Source organism: Azospirillum sp. B510, assembly GCF_000010725.1.
In the GTDB taxonomy this organism is placed as follows: Bacteria; Pseudomonadota; Alphaproteobacteria; order Azospirillales; family Azospirillaceae; genus Azospirillum; species Azospirillum lipoferum_B.
Map to the genome: position 1 here is coordinate 3,278,247 of NC_013854.1, position 16,712 is coordinate 3,294,958.

17 protein-coding genes are annotated in these 16,712 nt (G+C 68.7%); all 17 read left to right on the plus strand.

The features are described from left to right. Positions 1-38: 38 nt before the first annotated feature. The 17 genes from AZL_RS15265 to AZL_RS15345 all read left to right on the plus strand — a co-directional run bounded on the left by AZL_RS15265 (position 39) and on the right by AZL_RS15345 (position 16,628). Positions 39-812, plus strand: a complete 774-nt coding sequence (locus AZL_RS15265; RefSeq protein ID WP_012975399.1) for an RNA-binding protein — start codon at positions 39-41, stop codon at positions 810-812. A gap of 21 nt (positions 813-833) precedes the next feature. Next, positions 834-3,716, plus strand: a complete 2,883-nt coding sequence (infB, locus tag AZL_RS15270; protein ID WP_012975400.1) for a translation initiation factor IF-2 — start codon at positions 834-836, stop codon at positions 3,714-3,716. A 200-nt stretch (positions 3,717-3,916) separates the two neighbouring features. Beyond that, on the plus strand, positions 3,917-4,489 hold the full coding sequence (gene rbfA, locus AZL_RS15275; protein ID WP_012975401.1) for a 30S ribosome-binding factor RbfA: 573 nt from the start codon (positions 3,917-3,919) through the stop codon (positions 4,487-4,489). After that, complete coding sequence (truB, locus tag AZL_RS15280) at positions 4,479-5,420, plus strand: tRNA pseudouridine(55) synthase TruB (RefSeq protein WP_012975402.1); 942 nt, start codon at positions 4,479-4,481, stop codon at positions 5,418-5,420. The genes rbfA and truB overlap by 11 nt, the downstream gene beginning before the upstream one ends. A gap of 14 nt (positions 5,421-5,434) precedes the next feature. Continuing rightward, positions 5,435-5,704 carry a 30S ribosomal protein S15 gene (gene rpsO, locus AZL_RS15285; RefSeq protein WP_012975403.1) on the plus strand — a complete coding sequence of 90 codons (270 nt, stop codon included), beginning with the start codon at positions 5,435-5,437 and terminating at the stop codon, positions 5,702-5,704. A gap of 352 nt (positions 5,705-6,056) precedes the next feature. Then, entirely contained in the window at positions 6,057-8,168 is a 2,112-nt protein-coding gene (pnp, locus tag AZL_RS15290) for a polyribonucleotide nucleotidyltransferase (protein ID WP_042443290.1), read from the plus strand. 92 nt (positions 8,169-8,260) lie between these two features. Beyond that, complete coding sequence (locus tag AZL_RS34330) at positions 8,261-8,563, plus strand: helix-turn-helix transcriptional regulator (RefSeq protein ID WP_247894233.1); 303 nt, start codon at positions 8,261-8,263, stop codon at positions 8,561-8,563. Then, the gene (locus AZL_RS15300) at positions 8,463-8,831 is read left to right on the plus strand and encodes a VOC family protein (RefSeq protein ID WP_012975406.1); all 369 of its coding nucleotides are present in this window, start codon (positions 8,463-8,465) and stop codon (positions 8,829-8,831) included. The genes AZL_RS34330 and AZL_RS15300 overlap by 101 nt, the downstream gene beginning before the upstream one ends. A 261-nt stretch (positions 8,832-9,092) precedes the next feature. Beyond that, positions 9,093-9,839 (plus strand): heme ABC transporter permease, encoded by a 747-nt coding sequence (locus tag AZL_RS15305; RefSeq protein ID WP_012975407.1) that lies wholly within the window; start codon positions 9,093-9,095, stop codon positions 9,837-9,839. 5 nt (positions 9,840-9,844) lie between these two features. Then, positions 9,845-10,084, plus strand: a complete 240-nt coding sequence (ccmD, locus tag AZL_RS15310; RefSeq protein ID WP_042443937.1) for a heme exporter protein CcmD — start codon at positions 9,845-9,847, stop codon at positions 10,082-10,084. Then, positions 10,081-10,545, plus strand: a complete 465-nt coding sequence (gene ccmE, locus AZL_RS15315; RefSeq protein WP_012975409.1) for a cytochrome c maturation protein CcmE — start codon at positions 10,081-10,083, stop codon at positions 10,543-10,545. The genes ccmD and ccmE overlap by 4 nt, the downstream gene beginning before the upstream one ends. Before the next feature lie 7 nt (positions 10,546-10,552). Then, positions 10,553-12,559, plus strand: a complete 2,007-nt coding sequence (locus AZL_RS15320; RefSeq protein ID WP_012975410.1) for a heme lyase CcmF/NrfE family subunit — start codon at positions 10,553-10,555, stop codon at positions 12,557-12,559. 13 nt (positions 12,560-12,572) lie between these two features. After that, entirely contained in the window at positions 12,573-13,112 is a 540-nt protein-coding gene (locus AZL_RS15325) for a DsbE family thiol:disulfide interchange protein (protein WP_042443293.1), read from the plus strand. Then, positions 13,112-13,582 carry a cytochrome c-type biogenesis protein gene (locus AZL_RS15330; RefSeq protein WP_012975412.1) on the plus strand — a complete coding sequence of 157 codons (471 nt, stop codon included), beginning with the start codon at positions 13,112-13,114 and terminating at the stop codon, positions 13,580-13,582. Before AZL_RS15325 ends, AZL_RS15330 begins: the two co-directional genes overlap by 1 nt. Next, positions 13,582-15,042, plus strand: a complete 1,461-nt coding sequence (gene ccmI / locus AZL_RS15335; protein ID WP_012975413.1) for a c-type cytochrome biogenesis protein CcmI — start codon at positions 13,582-13,584, stop codon at positions 15,040-15,042. Before AZL_RS15330 ends, ccmI begins: the two co-directional genes overlap by 1 nt. 59 nt (positions 15,043-15,101) lie before the next feature. Continuing rightward, entirely contained in the window at positions 15,102-15,938 is an 837-nt protein-coding gene (locus AZL_RS15340; RefSeq protein WP_042443295.1) for a shikimate 5-dehydrogenase, read from the plus strand. A gap of 114 nt (positions 15,939-16,052) precedes the next feature. Then, positions 16,053-16,628 carry a Smr/MutS family protein gene (locus AZL_RS15345; protein WP_012975415.1) on the plus strand — a complete coding sequence of 192 codons (576 nt, stop codon included), beginning with the start codon at positions 16,053-16,055 and terminating at the stop codon, positions 16,626-16,628. Positions 16,629-16,712: the final 84 nt, after the last annotated feature.

Here is a 16,712-nt window from a genome sequence, read left to right on the forward strand (position 1 = left end):
AACGATTATTCGGGACCGCGCGAGCGGATGACGATCGGATGACCGAACGGAACGACGAACGGACACCGACCGCCGCCGCGGATGCGGTGCCGGATCAGGAATTGGCACAGGACGAGGGTGCCGGGACGGAGCATCTGCCGGCCGACGACGAGAAGGGGCCTCTGCGCCGCTGCATCGCGTCGGGCACGGTCGGGCCGAAGGAGGGCATGATCCGCTTCGTGATCAGCCCCGACGGCGAGGTGGTGCCGGATCTGGAGGAACGTCTGCCCGGCCGCGGCCTTTGGGTCACGGCCGATCGGGATGCCCTGGCGAAGGCCATGGGCAAATCCGTTTTCGCCAAGGCGGCCCGTCGGGGGGTGAAAGTACCGCCCGATCTGGCCGAGAGGCTTGAACGGCTGCTGGAACGCCGCTGTCTGCACGCGTTGGGCCTTGCCCGCCGTGCCAGCCACGTCCTGGCGGGGTATGAGAAGGTGCGCGAGGCGTTGAGGGCCAACCAGGTCGGCCGTGCGGGTCCCCCGCCGGCCCTGCTGGTCGAGGCCGCGGACGGCTCGCTGGACCAGCGCGGCAAGGTGACGGCGCTCGCGCCGTCGCTGCCGGTGATCGACCTGTTCGAATCCGCGGCCTTGGCCGCGGCGCTCGGGCGCGATCACGCGGTGCACGCCGTGGTGGCGCGGGGCAGGCTGGCCGCAGGGCTGGCCCGCGATGCGGCACGCCTGAAGGGGTTGAAAGGCCCCCAAGGGGACCGGAACGCGCACCGGGATTCTGATAAGGGCTTGGGAGTCGGCGATACGGCCGGCCGGCCTGCGATGTAACGTCTGACCATTCGGGAACCGATGACCGACAGCAACGACCAGGACCAGAAGAAAGTCTTGCACCTAACCGGCGCCAGCAAAGGAAAGCTGGAGTCGAAGAAGCCGGTCGAGACCCAGGTCCGGCAGAGCTTCTCCCATGGCCGGTCAAAAGCGGTGACCGTAGAGGTCAAGCGCAAGCGTCATGTTGAAAAGGGCGCCGTGCCCGGCGTGGCCGACGGCGGCGCCGCCGCGCGCCAGGCCGCCCAGGGCCTGCCCATCCGTGGAGCGGCGGGCCAGCGGCCCCGTGGCGGCGGAGCCCCCGCCGGGCGCCAGCTGACCCGGGAGGAGCTGGAATCGCGTCTGCGCGCGCTTCGCGGCGCCGCGGCGTTCGAGGAACAGCGCCGCATCGAGGCCGAAGAGGAAGCGGCCCGCGCCGAAGCCCGCGCCGCCGAGGCCGCCGCCCGCGCCGCCGAGGAAGCGGCCGCGGCCGCGGCAGCCCTGGCGGACAACGCGGCGCCGGCCGCCGCCTCCACCACGCCCGACGCTCCGGCATCCGCGGCGCCGGAAATGCCGCCGGTCATCCTGGACGCCGAGACCTTGCGCCAGCGCGAGCTGGACGAGATGCGCGCCATCCAGGAGGAGGATCGCAAGATCGCCGCCGAGGCCGAACGCCGCCGCAAGGAGGAAGAGGCCAAGCGCAAGGAGGCCGAGGAGGCCAAGCGCCGCGAGGCCGAACCGGCGCCGCGCCGCGAGGGTGGCCGTGATGGCGGCCGCGACGGCGCTCCGGCCCGTGACGGCGCGCGTCCCGCCGGTGCCCGTCCGGGCGCCGACCAGCGCCCCGGCGGTGCCGCCGCCCGTCCCGCCGCCGACGCGGCGCCGAGCCGGCCCCTGCCGGGCGCCGGCGCCCCCCCCGCCCGCGCCGTCGAGGAGGAGGAGGACAACCGCCGCAAGGGTGGTCGTGGCGGCGCTCCCGCCAAGGCCGCTCCGGCCCGGCCCGCCGCCAAGGCTCCGGCCGGCGCCGACCGCCGCAAGGGTTCCAAGCTGACCGTCTCGCAGGCGCTCAGCGACGATGGCGGCGACCGCACCCGGTCGCTGGCCGCCGTGCGCCGTGCCCGCGAGCGCGAACGCCTGCGCCAGATGAGCCGCCAGGAGACGGCGAAGGTCACCCGTGACGTCGTCCTGCCGGAGGTCATCACCGTCCAGGAGCTGGCCAACCGCATGGCCGAGCGTGGCGCCGACGTCATCAAGTCGCTGATGCGCATGGGCGTGATGGCGACGATCAACCAGACCATCGACGCCGACACCGCCGAGCTGGTGATCACCGAGTTCGGCCACCGCGTCCGCCGCGTCGCCGAGTCCGACGTCGAGATCGGCCTGCGCACCACCGAGGAGGAGGGCGCCATCCTGGTGCCGCGTCCGCCGGTGGTCACCATCATGGGCCACGTCGACCACGGCAAGACCTCGCTGCTCGACGCGCTGCGCCAGACCGACGTGGTGTCGGGCGAGGCCGGCGGCATCACCCAGCACATCGGCGCCTATCAGGTGCAGCTGGAGTCGGGTTCGAAGATCACCTTCATCGACACGCCGGGCCACGCCGCCTTCACCGAGATGCGTGCCCGCGGCGCCAACGTCACCGACGTGGTCGTGCTGGTGGTCGCCGCCAACGACGGCGTCATGCCGCAGACGATCGAGGCCATCCGCCACGCCAAGGCGGCCAAGGTTCCGATCATCGTCGCCATCAACAAGTGCGACCTGCCCGACGCCAAGCCGGAGCGCGTCCGCCAGGAGCTGCTCCAGCACGAGCTGGTGGTCGAGGAGATGGGCGGCGACGTGCTCGACGTCGAGGTGTCGGCCAAGGCCAAGCGCAACCTCAGCAAGCTGGAAGAGGCCATCCTGCTCCAGGCCGAAATCCTGGAACTGCGGGCCAACCCCGAGCGCGCCGCCGAAGGCGTCGTCATCGAGGCGAAGCTGGAGCGCGGCCGTGGTTCGGTCGCCACCGTGCTGGTCCAGCGCGGCACGCTGAAGGTCGGCGACGTGTTCGTGACCGGCGCCGAATGGGGCCGCGTCCGCGCCCTGATCAACGACCGCGGCCAGACCGTCAACGAGGCGGCCCCGGCCGTCCCGGTCGAGGTGCTGGGCCTGAACGGCACGCCGATGGCCGGCGACGACTTCACCGTCGTCGAGTCCGAGGCCCGTGCCCGCGAGATCGCCGAGTTCCGCCAGCGCAAGAAGCGCGAAGCGGTGGTGGCGGCCTCGGCCCGCGGGTCGTTGCAGGACATGTTCAGCCGCATCCAGGCCGGCGAGGCCAAGGAACTGCCGGTCGTCATCAAGGGCGACGTGCAGGGCTCGATCGAAGCCATCGCCAGCTCGCTGGAGAAGCTCACGGCCGAGAACACCGAGGTCAAGGTCCGCGTCCTGCACAACTCGGTCGGCGCGATCAACGAGTCCGACATCACGCTGGCCAACGCGTCCAACGCGATGATCATCGGCTTCAACGTCCGCGCCAACCCGCAGGCCCGCGACCTCGCCAAGCGCGACGGCGTGGAAATCCGCTACTACTCGATCATCTACAACGTGATCGACGACGTGAAGGCGGCGCTGACCGGTCTGTTGTCCCCGACGCTGCGGGAACGCTTCATCGGCTACGCGACCATCCGCGAGGTGTTCAATATCACCAAGGTCGGCAAGGTCGCCGGTTGCATGGTCACGCAGGGCACCGTCAAGCGCGGCGCCGGCGTCCGCCTGCTGCGCGACAACGTCGTCATTCACGAAGGCACGCTCAAGACGCTCAAGCGCTTCAAGGACGAGGTCAAGGAAGTGCGCGAGGGTTACGAGTGCGGCATGGCCTTCGAGAATTACGACAATATCCAGGCCGGCGATCAGATCGAAGCCTTCGAGATCGAGGAAATCGCTCGCGAGCTTTGATCTCTTCGGTTCACCCGATCCCTTCCGGCGGTCTGCCGGGACGGATCGGGTGGCCATCTTGGCTTTCAGGGGCGCGGGATCCACATCCTGCGCCCTGTTCCTATATTGGGGTGGGAGACCGACGGCTTCCCCGACCCCCATGTGACCGGCCGGAGAGCTGACGCAGCCCGGCCAAGCGACATCGACGAAAGACACGGACCATGGCCAGCAAGAAGCGCGGCGCGTTCATCGCCGGCAAACCCCCGTCCCAACGGCAACTGCGCGTCGGCGAGGAGTTGCGCCACGCCCTCGCCGACCTGTTCCGCCGCGGGGACTTCCACGATCCGGAGCTGGCCTCGCTGAACGTCACGGTCACCGAGGTGCGGATCAGCCCCGACCTGTCCAACGCCACCGTCTTCTATTCGACGCTGGGCGGCGAGCGGATGGAGGAGGCCCAGGTCGCGCTGAAACGGGCCGCCGCCTTCCTGCGTGGGCAGGTCGCCCGCATGGTCAACCTGCGCCATGCCCCGACGCTGAGTTTCGAGGGCGACACCTCCTTCGACTACGCCCACCGCATCGACAGCATCCTGCACAGCCCGGAGGTCGCCCGCGACCTGAGCGGCCATCCGCTGGGCCGCGTCAATGGCGACGACGACCATGACGAGGATGAGGACGAGGACGATTCCTGGGACGAGGAGGGGGACGAGGAGGGGGACGAGGACGACGACGGAGGCGAGGACGGGGGCGAGGAAGAAACCAAGGACGAGAGCCGGGGCGGCCGTCGTGGCTCGTAAGCGCAAGGGCACGCCGATCCATGGCTGGGTCGTGCTGGACAAGCCGGAAGGCATGACCTCCACCCAGGCGCTGTCGAAGGTGCGCCGCCTGTTGAACGCCGAGAAGGCCGGGCACGGCGGCACGCTGGACCCTCTGGCGACCGGCATCCTGCCGATCGCGCTGGGCGAGGCGACCAAGACCGTCTCCTACGCCATGGACGGCGCCAAGACCTACCGCTTCTCCATCCGCTGGGGCGAGCGCACCAGCACCGACGACCGCGAGGGCGAGGTGATCGCCCGCTCCGACCATCGGCCGTCGACCGAGGCGATCCGCGCCGCCCTGCCCGCCTTCCTCGGCGAGATCCGGCAGGTGCCGCCACAATTCTGCGCCATCAAGATCGACGGCGAGCGCGCCTATGACATCGCGCGCGACGGCGAGGTGGTCGATCTGGCCGCCCGCACCGTGCGCATCGACCGCTTCGAACTGGTCGAGGAAGCGTGCGCCGACCATGCGCTGTTCGAGGTCGATTGCGGCAAGGGCACCTATGTCCGCTCGCTGGCCCGCGACCTGTCGGAGGCGCTGGGCACGGTCGGCCATGTCGGGCTGCTGCGCCGTCTGCGCGTCGGCTCCTTCACGCTGGAGCGCGCGATTTCCCTGGACGAACTGGCCGCCATGGAGCAAGGTGCGGCCGTCGAACGACTTCTGTTGCCGATCGAGACCGCGCTGGACGACATCCCGGCGCTGGCCCTGACGGAAGCGGAAGCGCACCGACTGAGGCACGGCCAGACGGTCGCTCTCCTCACCCGGCAGGATCGTGACCGCCTGATGGCGGTTCAGGGTGCTGACGGTGGGGATTGCACCGTCATTGCGCTTTTCGGCGGAACGCCGGTTGCGTTGGCCCGTGTCGAGGGGGCGGAGGTCCGTCCGGTGCGCGTGCTCAACCTCACATGATTTAGGAGACCCCGATGTCGATTACGCCCGAGCGCAAGCAGGAGCTGATCAAGGAATTTTCCCGCGGCACCAACGACACCGGTTCGCCCGAGGTCCAGGTGTCGATCCTGACGGAGCGCATCAGCAACCTGACGGAGCACCTGAAGGGCCACAAGAAGGACTTCCACTCCCGCCGTGGTCTGCTGGTGATGGTCGGTCAGCGCCGCCGTCTGCTCGACTACCTGAAGAAGAAGGATCAGTCGCGCTACGCCACTCTGATCGAGCGTCTGGGCCTGCGCCGCTGACAAGCCGCGCCGTCCCGCCGACGGGTACGGGTTCCCCTGGCCGGCCACCGGCCGGGGGCTTCCCCGGAAACACGGCGGGAAGAGTATTTTTCATTCTCCACCTGTATCGTTCCGGAACACCTCATTGGTTATTGGCAATAGAAACTCGATCTTGAGCGTTTCGTGACGGACAGGCCGGCCCGATCATTCGGGGACCGGCCTTTTTTGCATCCGCGACGTCTTTGTCTTGATTGATTTGGTCCTGTTGTCGAACATCACATCTCAAGTTTTCTCGCGGGGTCCTACGACCGATGGCCCCGGCCTTGGGCGGCAATCCGGCCGTTCCAGGGTGTCGGATGGAAGGAAAGAATCCATGTTCACTGTTCATCGCAAGGAAATCGAGTGGGGCGGCCGCAAGCTGGTCCTGGAAACGGGCAAGATCGCCCGTCAGGCCAACGGCGCGGTTCTGGTCACCTATGGTGACACCACCGTCCTGTGCACCGCCGTCGCCGCCAAGGCGCCGAAGCCGGGCGTCGATTTCTTCCCGCTGACTGTCAATTACCAGGAAAAGGCCTTCGCGGCCGGCAAGATTCCCGGCGGTTTCTTCAAGCGCGAAGGCCGCCCGACCGAGAAGGAAACGCTGGTCAGCCGCCTGATCGACCGTCCGATCCGTCCGCTGTTCGCCGATGGCTTCCGCAACGAGACGCAGGTCATCTGCACCGTGCTGAGCCATGACCTGGAGAACGACCCGGACATCGTGTCGATGGTCGGCGCCTCGGCCGCCCTGACGATTTCCGGCATCCCGTTCCTGGGTCCGATCGGCGCCGCCCGCGTCGGCTACAAGAACGGCCAGTATATCCTGAACCCGACCATGGATCAGGTCGAGGACACCGATCTGGATCTGGTCGTCGCCGGCACCACCGAAGGCGTGCTGATGGTCGAATCGGAAGCCAAGGAGCTGACCGAGGAGGTCATGCTCGGCGCCGTCATGTTCGGTCACAGCAACTTCCAGCCGGTGATCAACATGATCATCGACCTGGCCGAGGAAGCCGCCAAGGAGCCGTGGGACCTGCCGGAGCCGGCCTATGACCGCAAGGCCCTGAAGGCCCGCCTGCGCGAGACCGTCGGCGCCGCCGTCGAGGCCGCCTATACCGAGACGGTCAAGCAGTCGCGTTACGAGAAGGTCGGCGCCGCCAAGGCGAAGGCGCTCGAGACGCTGGCCGAGGAATTCGACGCCCAGTCGATCGGGTTCGAGTTCAAGGAGCTGGAGGCCGACATCCTGCGCGGCGCCGTCCTGAAGACCGGCCGCCGCATCGACGGCCGCGACACCAAGACCGTGCGCCCGATCGTGTCTGAGGTCGGCGTGCTGCCGCGCGCCCACGGCTCGGCCCTGTTCACCCGCGGCGAGACCCAGGCGCTGGTCGTCACCACGCTGGGCACCAGCCAGGACGAGCAGATCATCGACGCGCTCGAGGGTGAGTACCGCGAGCATTTCATGCTGCACTACAACTTCCCCCCCTATTCGGTGGGTGAAGCCGGCCGCATGGGTTCGCCGGGCCGCCGCGAGATCGGCCATGGCAAGCTGGCGTGGCGCGCCATCCATCCGCTGCTGCCGAAGAAGGAAGACTTCCCCTACACGCTGCGCGTGGTGTCGGAAGTCACGGAGTCCAACGGCTCCTCCTCGATGGCCACCGTTTGCGGCACCTCGCTGTCGCTGATGGACGCCGGCGCGCCGCTGGCCCGTCCGGTCGCCGGCATCGCCATGGGCCTGATCAAGGAAGACCACGGCTTCGCCGTCCTGTCGGACATCCTGGGTGACGAGGATCACCTGGGCGACATGGACTTCAAGGTCGCCGGCACCGAGGTCGGCGTCACCGCGTTGCAGATGGACATCAAGATCACCTCGATCACCGAGGAGATCATGAAGATCGCGCTGGGCCAGGCCAAGGACGGCCGCCTGCACATCCTGGGCGAGATGGCGAAGGCGCTGACCGGCGCCCGTGAAGGCGTCAACGAGAACGCCCCGCGCATCACCGTCATCAACATCCCGAAGGAGAAGATCCGCGACGTGATCGGCTCCGGCGGCAAGGTGATCCGCGAAATCGTCGAGCAGACCGGCGCCAAGATCGACATCGACGACGACGGCACCGTCAAGGTCTCGGCCGTCGACCAGAAGAAGTCGGATGCCGCCATCGAGTGGATCAAGGGCATCGTCGCCGAGCCGGAGATGGGCGTCGTCTACACCGGCAAGGTGGTGAAGGTCGTCGATTTCGGCGCCTTCGTGAACTTCCTGGGTTCGCGCGACGGTCTCGTCCACATCTCCGAACTGGCGCAGCAGCGTGTCGGCAAGGTGTCGGACGTCGTGTCGCAGGGTGACTCGGTGAAGGTCAAGGTCATCGGCTTCGACGACCGCGGCAAGGTCAAGCTGTCGATGAAGCAGGTCGACCAGGCCACCGGCGAGGATCTGACCAAGAAGGCGGAGTGATCCGTCCGAATGTGACGGCGGGGTGGGGCTGCGGCCCTTCCCTCGCCGGGTCCATGAAAAAGGCGCCATCCTGCGGGAGGGTGCCTTTTTTCTTGAAGGGTGAAGCGGTTCTACAGGACGGGCGCAAGCTGGAGATCGCCTATCGCGACCGCGACGGGTCGGAAAGCCGGCGCACCGTCTGGCCCTTCGCGCTCGGCTTCTTCGACCGGGCGCGGGTGATGGTGGCATGGTGCGAGCTGCGCCAGTCCTTCCGCCATTTCCGCACCGACCGCATCCTGGCGCTGACCGCCAGCGATGTCCGCTATCCCCGCCGCCAGCGCCGCCTTCTATGCCGATCTTCCGGGCTGGCCGCCGGTGGAATCCTCCGCCACCTTCGCCATGTTCAAGGCGGGTGACGGGCTGATGCTCGGCCTGTGGTCGCGCCATACGGTGGAACCTGCGGCGACCATGCCGGGGGGCAGCGAAATCGCCTTCACCGTCGCCGACGAGACGACGGTGCGCGGCCTTCATGCCGACTGGAGCGCCCGCGGCCTGACCATCCTGCAACCGCCGACGGCGATGGATTTCGGTCATACCTTCGTCGCACAGGACCCGGACGGCCACCGCCTGCGCGTCTTCGCTCCCCATCGGGACGAGGTTCGGGCGGACCGGACGCCGACATGAACGGACGCGGCGGGCGGCCGCGCCCGGTCTCGAAAAATTCATTGGCCGGCGGGGAAGAAACACCCCGCCGCCGGCGTCCGGACAGGAGATGATGCGAGGGACGGCAGCGGTCCCGAGCCTCTCACACATTGGTATTGGATCACGAACGAATGGCGCATCCTCCTGACCGAGATCAAGGCGAAACCCCTCGCAGTCCGCGATACATGCGCTTATATCGTCGGCAAGCCTGACCAGGGTCATCCGTACCGGGGCCATCGTCCTATGCATCGTTTCGCCAACCCCGCCCGCTTCCTGCGCCTGTCGGCCCTGCTGTTGCCGTGGTGCGCCGGGACGACCGTGATCCTGACGATCCTCGGGCTGTGGCTCAGCCTGTTCAGCTCGCCGCCGGACTATCAGCAGGGCGAGACGGTGCGGATCATGTACATCCATGTCCCCGCCGCCTGGATGAGCCTGTTCGTCTACACCAACATGGCCATCGCCGCGGCCTGCGGCCTGGTGTGGAAGCATCCGCTGGCCGACCTGTTCGCCAAGGCCGCCGCCCCCATCGGCGCCGGATTCACCTTCGTGTGCCTGGTGACCGGGTCGCTGTGGGGAGCACCCATGTGGGGCACATGGTGGGTGTGGGACGCCCGGCTGACCAGCGTGCTGATCCTGTTCTTCCTCTATCTCGGCTACATGGCGCTGGTGAACGCCTTCGACGATCCGCAGCGCGGCATGAAGGCCGGCAACGTCCTGCTGCTGGTCGGCATCGTCAATGTGCCGATCATCAAATTCTCGGTCGATTGGTGGAACACGCTGCACCAGCCCGCCAGCGTGATGCGCATGGGCGGGCCCAGCATCGACCCCAGCATGCTGATGCCGCTGCTGGTGATGGCCGCCGCCTTCACCGCCTATTTCCTGTCGGTCGTCATGCTGCGCGTGCGCACCGAGATCGCGCAGCGCAAAATCCAGACGCTGCGCCTGTCGGTCGCGGGCGATGGTGCCGTCAATGACGGGATGCGGGGGTGAGCGCCATGAACGAATTTCTCCATATGGGCGGATACGCCGCCTATGTCTGGCCGGCCTACGCCATCGCCACCATCGTCCTGCTGGGGCTGCTGGCCGCCACCTGGAAGGGGCTGCGCAACGCCGAGGCGACGCTGAAGGCGCTGGAAAGCGCCCGTCCCGCGCGCCGCCGCAACGGCCCCCGCACCGCCGGCCGGAAAGCGGCCGATCAAAGCGCCGGAACGCCGGCGGAAGCGAGCGAAGGATGACCCGCAAGAAACGCCGCCTCTACATGCTGGGCCTCGCCCTTCTCGGGCTGGGCACGGCGACCGCCCTGGCGCTGACCGCCTTCCAGGACAACATCGTCTTCTTCTACAGCCCGAGCCAGCTCCAGGCGCAGCATGTCGGCGACCGCAACTTCCGCCTGGGCGGGCTGGTCGAACAGGGCAGCGTGCACAAGCAGCCGGATGGCGTCACCACCGCCTTCCGCGTCACCGACACCGTCAACACCGTCGATGTCCGCTATCGCGGCCAGCTGCCCGACCTGTTCCGCGAGGGTCAGGGCGTGGTGGCCGAGGGTCGGCTGAGCGGCGGCGTCTTCGTGGCGCGCGAGGTGCTGGCCAAGCATGACGAGAACTACATGCCGCCCGAGGTGTCGGAGGCGCTGAAACAGGCGGGCGTCTACAAGAACCCGGCGGAGTCCGCGACCAAGACGGCGAAGAAGGAGTAGCGGGACCGTGATCCCCGAACTCGGCCATTACGCGCTGGTGCTGGCGCTGTTCGTGGCGCTGGTGCAGTCGGTGCCGCCGCTGGTCGGCGCCGCCACCCGCAACACCGCCTGGATGGGCGTCGCGGTGCCGGCGGCCATCGCCCAGATGATGCTGGTGCTGATCGCCTACGCGGCGCTGACCTGGGCGCATGTGGTGTCCGATTTCAGCGTGCTGAACGTGGTGCAGAACAGCCACTCGGCCAAGCCGATGCTCTACAAGGTATCGGGCGTCTGGGGAAACCACGAGGGCTCGATGATGCTGTGGATCGTCATGCTGACGGTCTTCGGCGCCGCCGTCGCCCTGTTCGGGCGCAATTTGCCGCCGACCTTGAAGGCGCGCGTGCTGGCGGTCCAGGGGCTGATCGGGGTCGGCTTCCTGCTGTTCATCCTGATCACCTCCAACCCCTTCATCCGCGTGGTGCCGGCGCCGATCGACGGCAACGACCTGAACCCGCTGTTGCAGGACCCCGGCCTCGCCTTCCACCCGCCCTTCCTCTATGCCGGCTATGTCGGCTTCTCCATGGCCTTCTCATTCGCCGTCGCCGCCCTGATCGAGGGGCGGGTCGATCCCGCCTGGGCGCGCTGGGTACGGCCCTGGACGCTGGCCGCCTGGTCGATGCTGACCATGGGCATCGCCATGGGCTCCTGGTGGGCCTATTACGAGCTGGGCTGGGGCGGCTGGTGGTATTGGGATCCGGTGGAGAACGCCTCCTTCATGCCCTGGCTGGCCGGCACGGCACTGCTGCATTCCGCCATCGTGGTGGAGAAGCGCGACGCGCTGAAGAGCTGGACCATCCTGCTGGCCATCGTCACCTTCTCGCTGTCGCTGATGGGCACCTTCCTGGTGCGCTCGGGCATCCTGACCTCGGTCCATGCCTTCGCCGTCGATCCGCGGCGCGGCATCTTCATCCTGGCGCTGCTGGCGGTCGCCACCGGCGGCTCGCTGCTGCTCTACAGCCTGCGGGCGCCGACGCTGAAGGCGGGCGGGCTGTTCGCGCCGATCAGCCGCGAAGGGGCGCTGGTGCTGAACAACCTGCTGCTGTCCACCGCGACGGCGACGGTGTTCATCGGCACGCTCTATCCGCTGTTCCTCGACATCATGAAGCTGGGCAAGGTGTCGGTCGGCGCCCCATTCTTCAACGCCACCTTCGTGCCGATCGCCATCCCGATGGTGATCGCCATGGTCGTCGGCCCCTTCCTGTCCTGGAAACGGGCGGATCTGGGGGCGGCGCTGACCCGGCTGTGGGTGGCCGGCGCCGCCGCGGTGGCGGCGGTCGCCGTCACCGCCTATGTCCAGGCCGGCGGCGGGCCGCTGCTCGCCCTGGTCGGCATGGCGCTCGCCGCCTGGGCCTTCGTCGGCTCGCTGGTGGAGTTCGCCGAGCGCATCGCCCTGTTCCGCACCTCGTTCAGGAACAGCTGGAACCGCGCCGCGCATCTGCCGCGCAGCGCCTGGGGCATGACCATCGCCCACGCCTGCCTCGGCCTGTCGATCCTCGGCATGACCGGCACCTCGGCCTGGCAGACGGAATCGATCACGGCGATGAGGCCGGGCGACCGCGCCATGCTTGCCGGCTACGAGTTCCGCTTCGACAGCGTCGGGCTGGTCGACGGCCCGAACTTCAAGGCGGAGCGCGGCGTCTTCACGGTGACGAGGGACGGGCGGCCCGTCGCCACGCTGGAGCCGGAACGCCGCAGCTACACCACCACCCGCATGACCACCACGGAATCGGCCATCCACACCACGGTCTTCTCGGACCTGTATGTGGCGCTGGGCGATCCGACGCAGAACGGCACCGCCTGGATCGTCCGCATCTACCACCACCCGTTGGTGCCCTGGATCTGGATCGGCGGCGTCGGGATGATGCTGGGCGGGCTGGTCAGCCTGACCGACCGCCGCTTCCGCGTCGGCGCGCCCGAACGCCGCCGCGCGGCCGGCAAGACCGGTGGAAAATCGGCCCCGCTGCCGGCCGAATGAGGACCAAGACACCATGCGCCGCCTTCTCTACCTGCTGCCCTTCCTGCTGTTCATCGGGGTGGGCATCGCCTTCTACCTGGGGTTCGAGCGTGACCCGCGCGACATCCCGTCGGCCCTGATCGACAAGCCGGCCCCGACCTTCGACCTGCCGGCGGTTCCGGGCCAACCGGCGACCGGCGGCCTGTCCTCGACGAAGCTGGCGGGGGACGTGACGCTGGTGAACGTCTTCGCCTCCTGGTGCATCCCCTGCAAGGCGGAGCATCCCATCATCACCCGCCTGTCGCGGGAACAGGGGGTGACGGTCTTCGGCATCAATTACAAGGACAAGCCGGAGGACGCGCTGACCTGGCTGTCGCGCAACGGCAACCCCTATGCCGCCATCGGTGCCGATCAGGATGGCCGGGTGTCGATCGACTGGGGCGTCTATGGCGTGCCGGAAAGCTATCTGATCGACCGCAAGGGCCGGATCCGCTTCAAGCATGTCGGCCCGCTGACCCCGCAGGTGGTGGAGGACCAGATCCTCCCGATGATCAAGCATCTGAGGCAGGGCTGATGAAGCGCCTCCTTCTCGCCGCCCTGCTGGCGCTGTCCAGCCTGTCCCCGGCCCTGGCCGTGCAGCCGGACGAGGTGCTGGCGGATCCGGCGCTGGAGACCCGCGCCCGCGCCATCAGCCAGGAGCTGCGCTGCCTCGTCTGCCAGAACCAGTCGATCGACGACAGCAACGCGCCGCTGGCCCGCGACCTGCGCCTGTTGGTGCGCGACCGGCTGAAGGCCGGCGACAGCGACGGCAAGGTGATGGAGTTCGTCACCGACCGCTATGGCGACTATGTGCTGCTGCGGCCGCCCTTCAAGGCCATCACGGTGGTGCTGTGGATCGGCCCCTTCGCCGTGCTGCTGCTGGGAGCGGTCGGCACCTTCCTGTTCCTGCGCGGGCGGCGCGGTGTGGCCGCCGGCGCCGACACCGCGCCCTTGAGCGCGGATGAGCGGCGGCGGCTGGACGCCCTGCTGCGGAAAGAAGACTGATGCTGTTCTGGATTTTCGCCGCCGCCCTGACCGTGGCCGTGCTGCTGCTGATCGTGCCGCCGCTGCTGCGCTCCGGTGCCGCCGCCCCCGGATCCGGCCCCGCTTCCGACCGCGACGCCCCAGACCGCGATGCCCCAGACCGCAACGCTTTCGACCGCGAGGTCTATCGCGACCAGCTCGACGAGCTGGAGCGTGACCGCGCGCGCGGCCTGATCAATGACGCCCAGACCGAGGCCGCCAAGGCGGAGATCGCCCGGCGCATGCTGGCGACCGTCGAAAAGGACGAGGGGGCGGCGGCCGCGGCTACCCCGCGCAGCGCGCGCCTGCTCGCCCTGCTGCTGGCGCTGGTCCTGCCGCTGGGGGCGCTGAGCGTCTATGGCGTCTATGGCCGCCCGGATCTGCCGGCCCAGCCGCTCGCCTCGCGCAATCTGGACCAGGAGCGCGGCGGCCCGTCCAAGAGCGTGCTGGCGGCGATGGACAAGCTGAAGGCGCAGCTGGCCGAGAACCCGGCCGATCTGCAAGGCTGGCTGATCCTGGGGCAGGCCTATGCCAAGATGGGCCGCAACGGCGACGCCGCCGACGCCCTGCGCCGTGCCGTCGCCCTGAACAAGGACGATGTCGAGGTCCAGGGCCTGTTCGGCGAGACGCTGGTCACCGCCAATGACGGCATGGTGCCGGAAGAGGCGGTGGCCGCCTTCGACGCCGTGCTGGCCAAGGAACCCAAGGACCCGCGCGCCCGCTTCTTCGCGGCGCTCGCCCGCTTCCAGGCCGGCGACCAGCAAGGGGCGCTGGACCGCTGGAGCGCGCTGATGGCGGAGTCTCCCGCCGATGCGCCATGGGTGCCGGTGGTCCGCGACCAGATCCGCGAGGCCGCGGTGGCGCTGAAGCTCGACCCCGCCAAGGTCACCCCGCAGCCGTTGCCGCCGGAACAGAAGGATCAGACGGCACAGACGCCGCCGGAACGGGAACAGCCGGCGGCCCCGAACGCGCAGGCCGGCGCCCAAGGCCAGGACGAGATGATCCGCGGCATGGTCGCCAACCTCGCCGCCCGGCTGGAGTCCGATCCGTCCGACATCGACGGCTGGCTGAAGCTCGCCCGCTCCTACGGCGTGCTCGGCGACACCGCCAAGGCGCTGGACGCCGCCGGCAAGGCGCGCGCGCGCGCGCCGCAGCGCGCCGACGTGCAGATCGCCTATGCCAACACGGTGCTGCAAACCCAGCCGCGCAACACGACGCCCAAGCCCTTCCCGGAGGAGGCGACCGCCGCCCTGCGTCTGGCGCTGAAGGCGGAGCCGGACAACAAGGACGCGCTGTGGCTGCTCGGCCTCGACGCCATGATGGCGGGCCGCAAGGACGAGGCGGAAGCCCATTGGGGTAAGCTGATCGCCCAGTTCAAGCCGAGCGATCCCGAATACACTCTGTTGAAGGGACGTTTGGACGCGTTGAAGGCGGGCGGCTGATCCGCCAGACACAGGAAGGCCCGGACGGCCCAGACGTGAAATCTCGAGGAGAGGCCCTGTTGCCGCACAAGATCGACAGAGACACGCGCCTGTGCATCTCGCTCTCGGGCCGTCCGAGCAACATCGGCACCCGTTTCCACAATCACCTCTATGAGGCGCTGAGGCTCAATTACGCCTACAAGGCCTTCACCACCGACAATCTCCCCGGCGCCATCACCGGCATCCGGGCGTTGGGCATCCGGGGCTGCGGGGTGTCGATGCCGTTCAAGGAGGCCTGCATCCCCTTCCTCGACGAGCTGGACCCGTCGGCGGCGGGGTTGCGATCGGTCAACACCATCGTCAACGACAGGGACGACGCCGGCGGAAGCCGGCTTCGCGGCTACAACACCGACTATCTCGCCGTCCGCACGCTGCTCGACCGCCACGACGTCTCGCCCGGTCTTCCCTTCGCCCTGCGCGGCAGCGGCGGCATGGCCCGCGCGGTGCTGTGCGCGCTGCGCGATTCCGGCTTCACCAACGGCCGGCTGATCGCCCGCAACGAGGAGACCGGCCGCCGGCTGGCCGCCGAATACAGCCTGCCCTGGCAGCCGGACACCACCGGTATCGCCGAAGGGTCGCTGCTGGTCAACGTCACGCCGCTCGGCATGGCCGGCGGACCGGAGGCCGGCACCCTGGCCTTCGAGCCGGGGCTGATCGCGGCGGCGGCCCATGTGTTCGACGTCGTCGCCATGCCGGCCGAAACTCCGCTGATCCGCGCCGCGCGCGAGGCCGGAAAGCCGGTGATCACCGGCGCCGAGGTAATCGCCCTGCAAGCGCTCGAACAGTTCGTGCTCTACACCGGCGTGCGCCCGACCGAGGAACAGGCGGCGGCGGCGGCGGCCTATTCGCAGGCGTAAGCCGGGGCGGCCTTTTTCTTCGCGCTGCGGCGACACACATTGACAGGGGCGGGCCAGCGGGCTTTATCCGTCGACACAACCCCTGTTTCCCCTTCCGCAGAAGGTTCCGCGCCGATGACCCGCAGACGACTGCCCACGCCCGACGAGCGGCGCCTGTGGCGGATCGCCATGCGCGACGCCGAACCGATGCCCGGCCGCGAGGTCGAGCTGGAGCCGGAGCCTTTGGCGACCATGGCGGAGCTGGTGGAGGAGCCGGTGGCGACCAGCCTCGCCCCGCCGCCGACACCACGCCAGCATCCATCGCCACACCGGCCCGCCCGGCATTCCCAGCCGCCGCTGACGCCCGGATCCACCGCCAACATCGACCGCCGCACCGGCGACCGTTTCCGCCGCGGCGAGCTGGAGATCGACGGCCGCATCGACCTGCACGGCATGACCCAGGCGCAGGCCCACCACGCGCTCGCCGGCTTCGTCCACCGCGCCTGGAACGAGGGGCGGCGCTGCGTGCTGGTCATCACCGGCAAGGGCAGCTTCGGCAGCCTGGGCGTCCTGCGTCAGGCCACCCCCCGCTGGCTGGCGGATCCGGCCCTGCGCCCGATGGTGCTGGCGATCCAGCCGGCCCAACCCAAACATGGCGGCGACGGCGCGCTGTATGTCTTGATCAAAAGGCGGCGCGACCGTAAGGACTAGAGCGCGATCGCTTCGGACGAAATCGTCCGAAGCGTGAATCGTACGAGAAATCAAAAGGCTAAAGCCCATCCGATGCTTATGGAA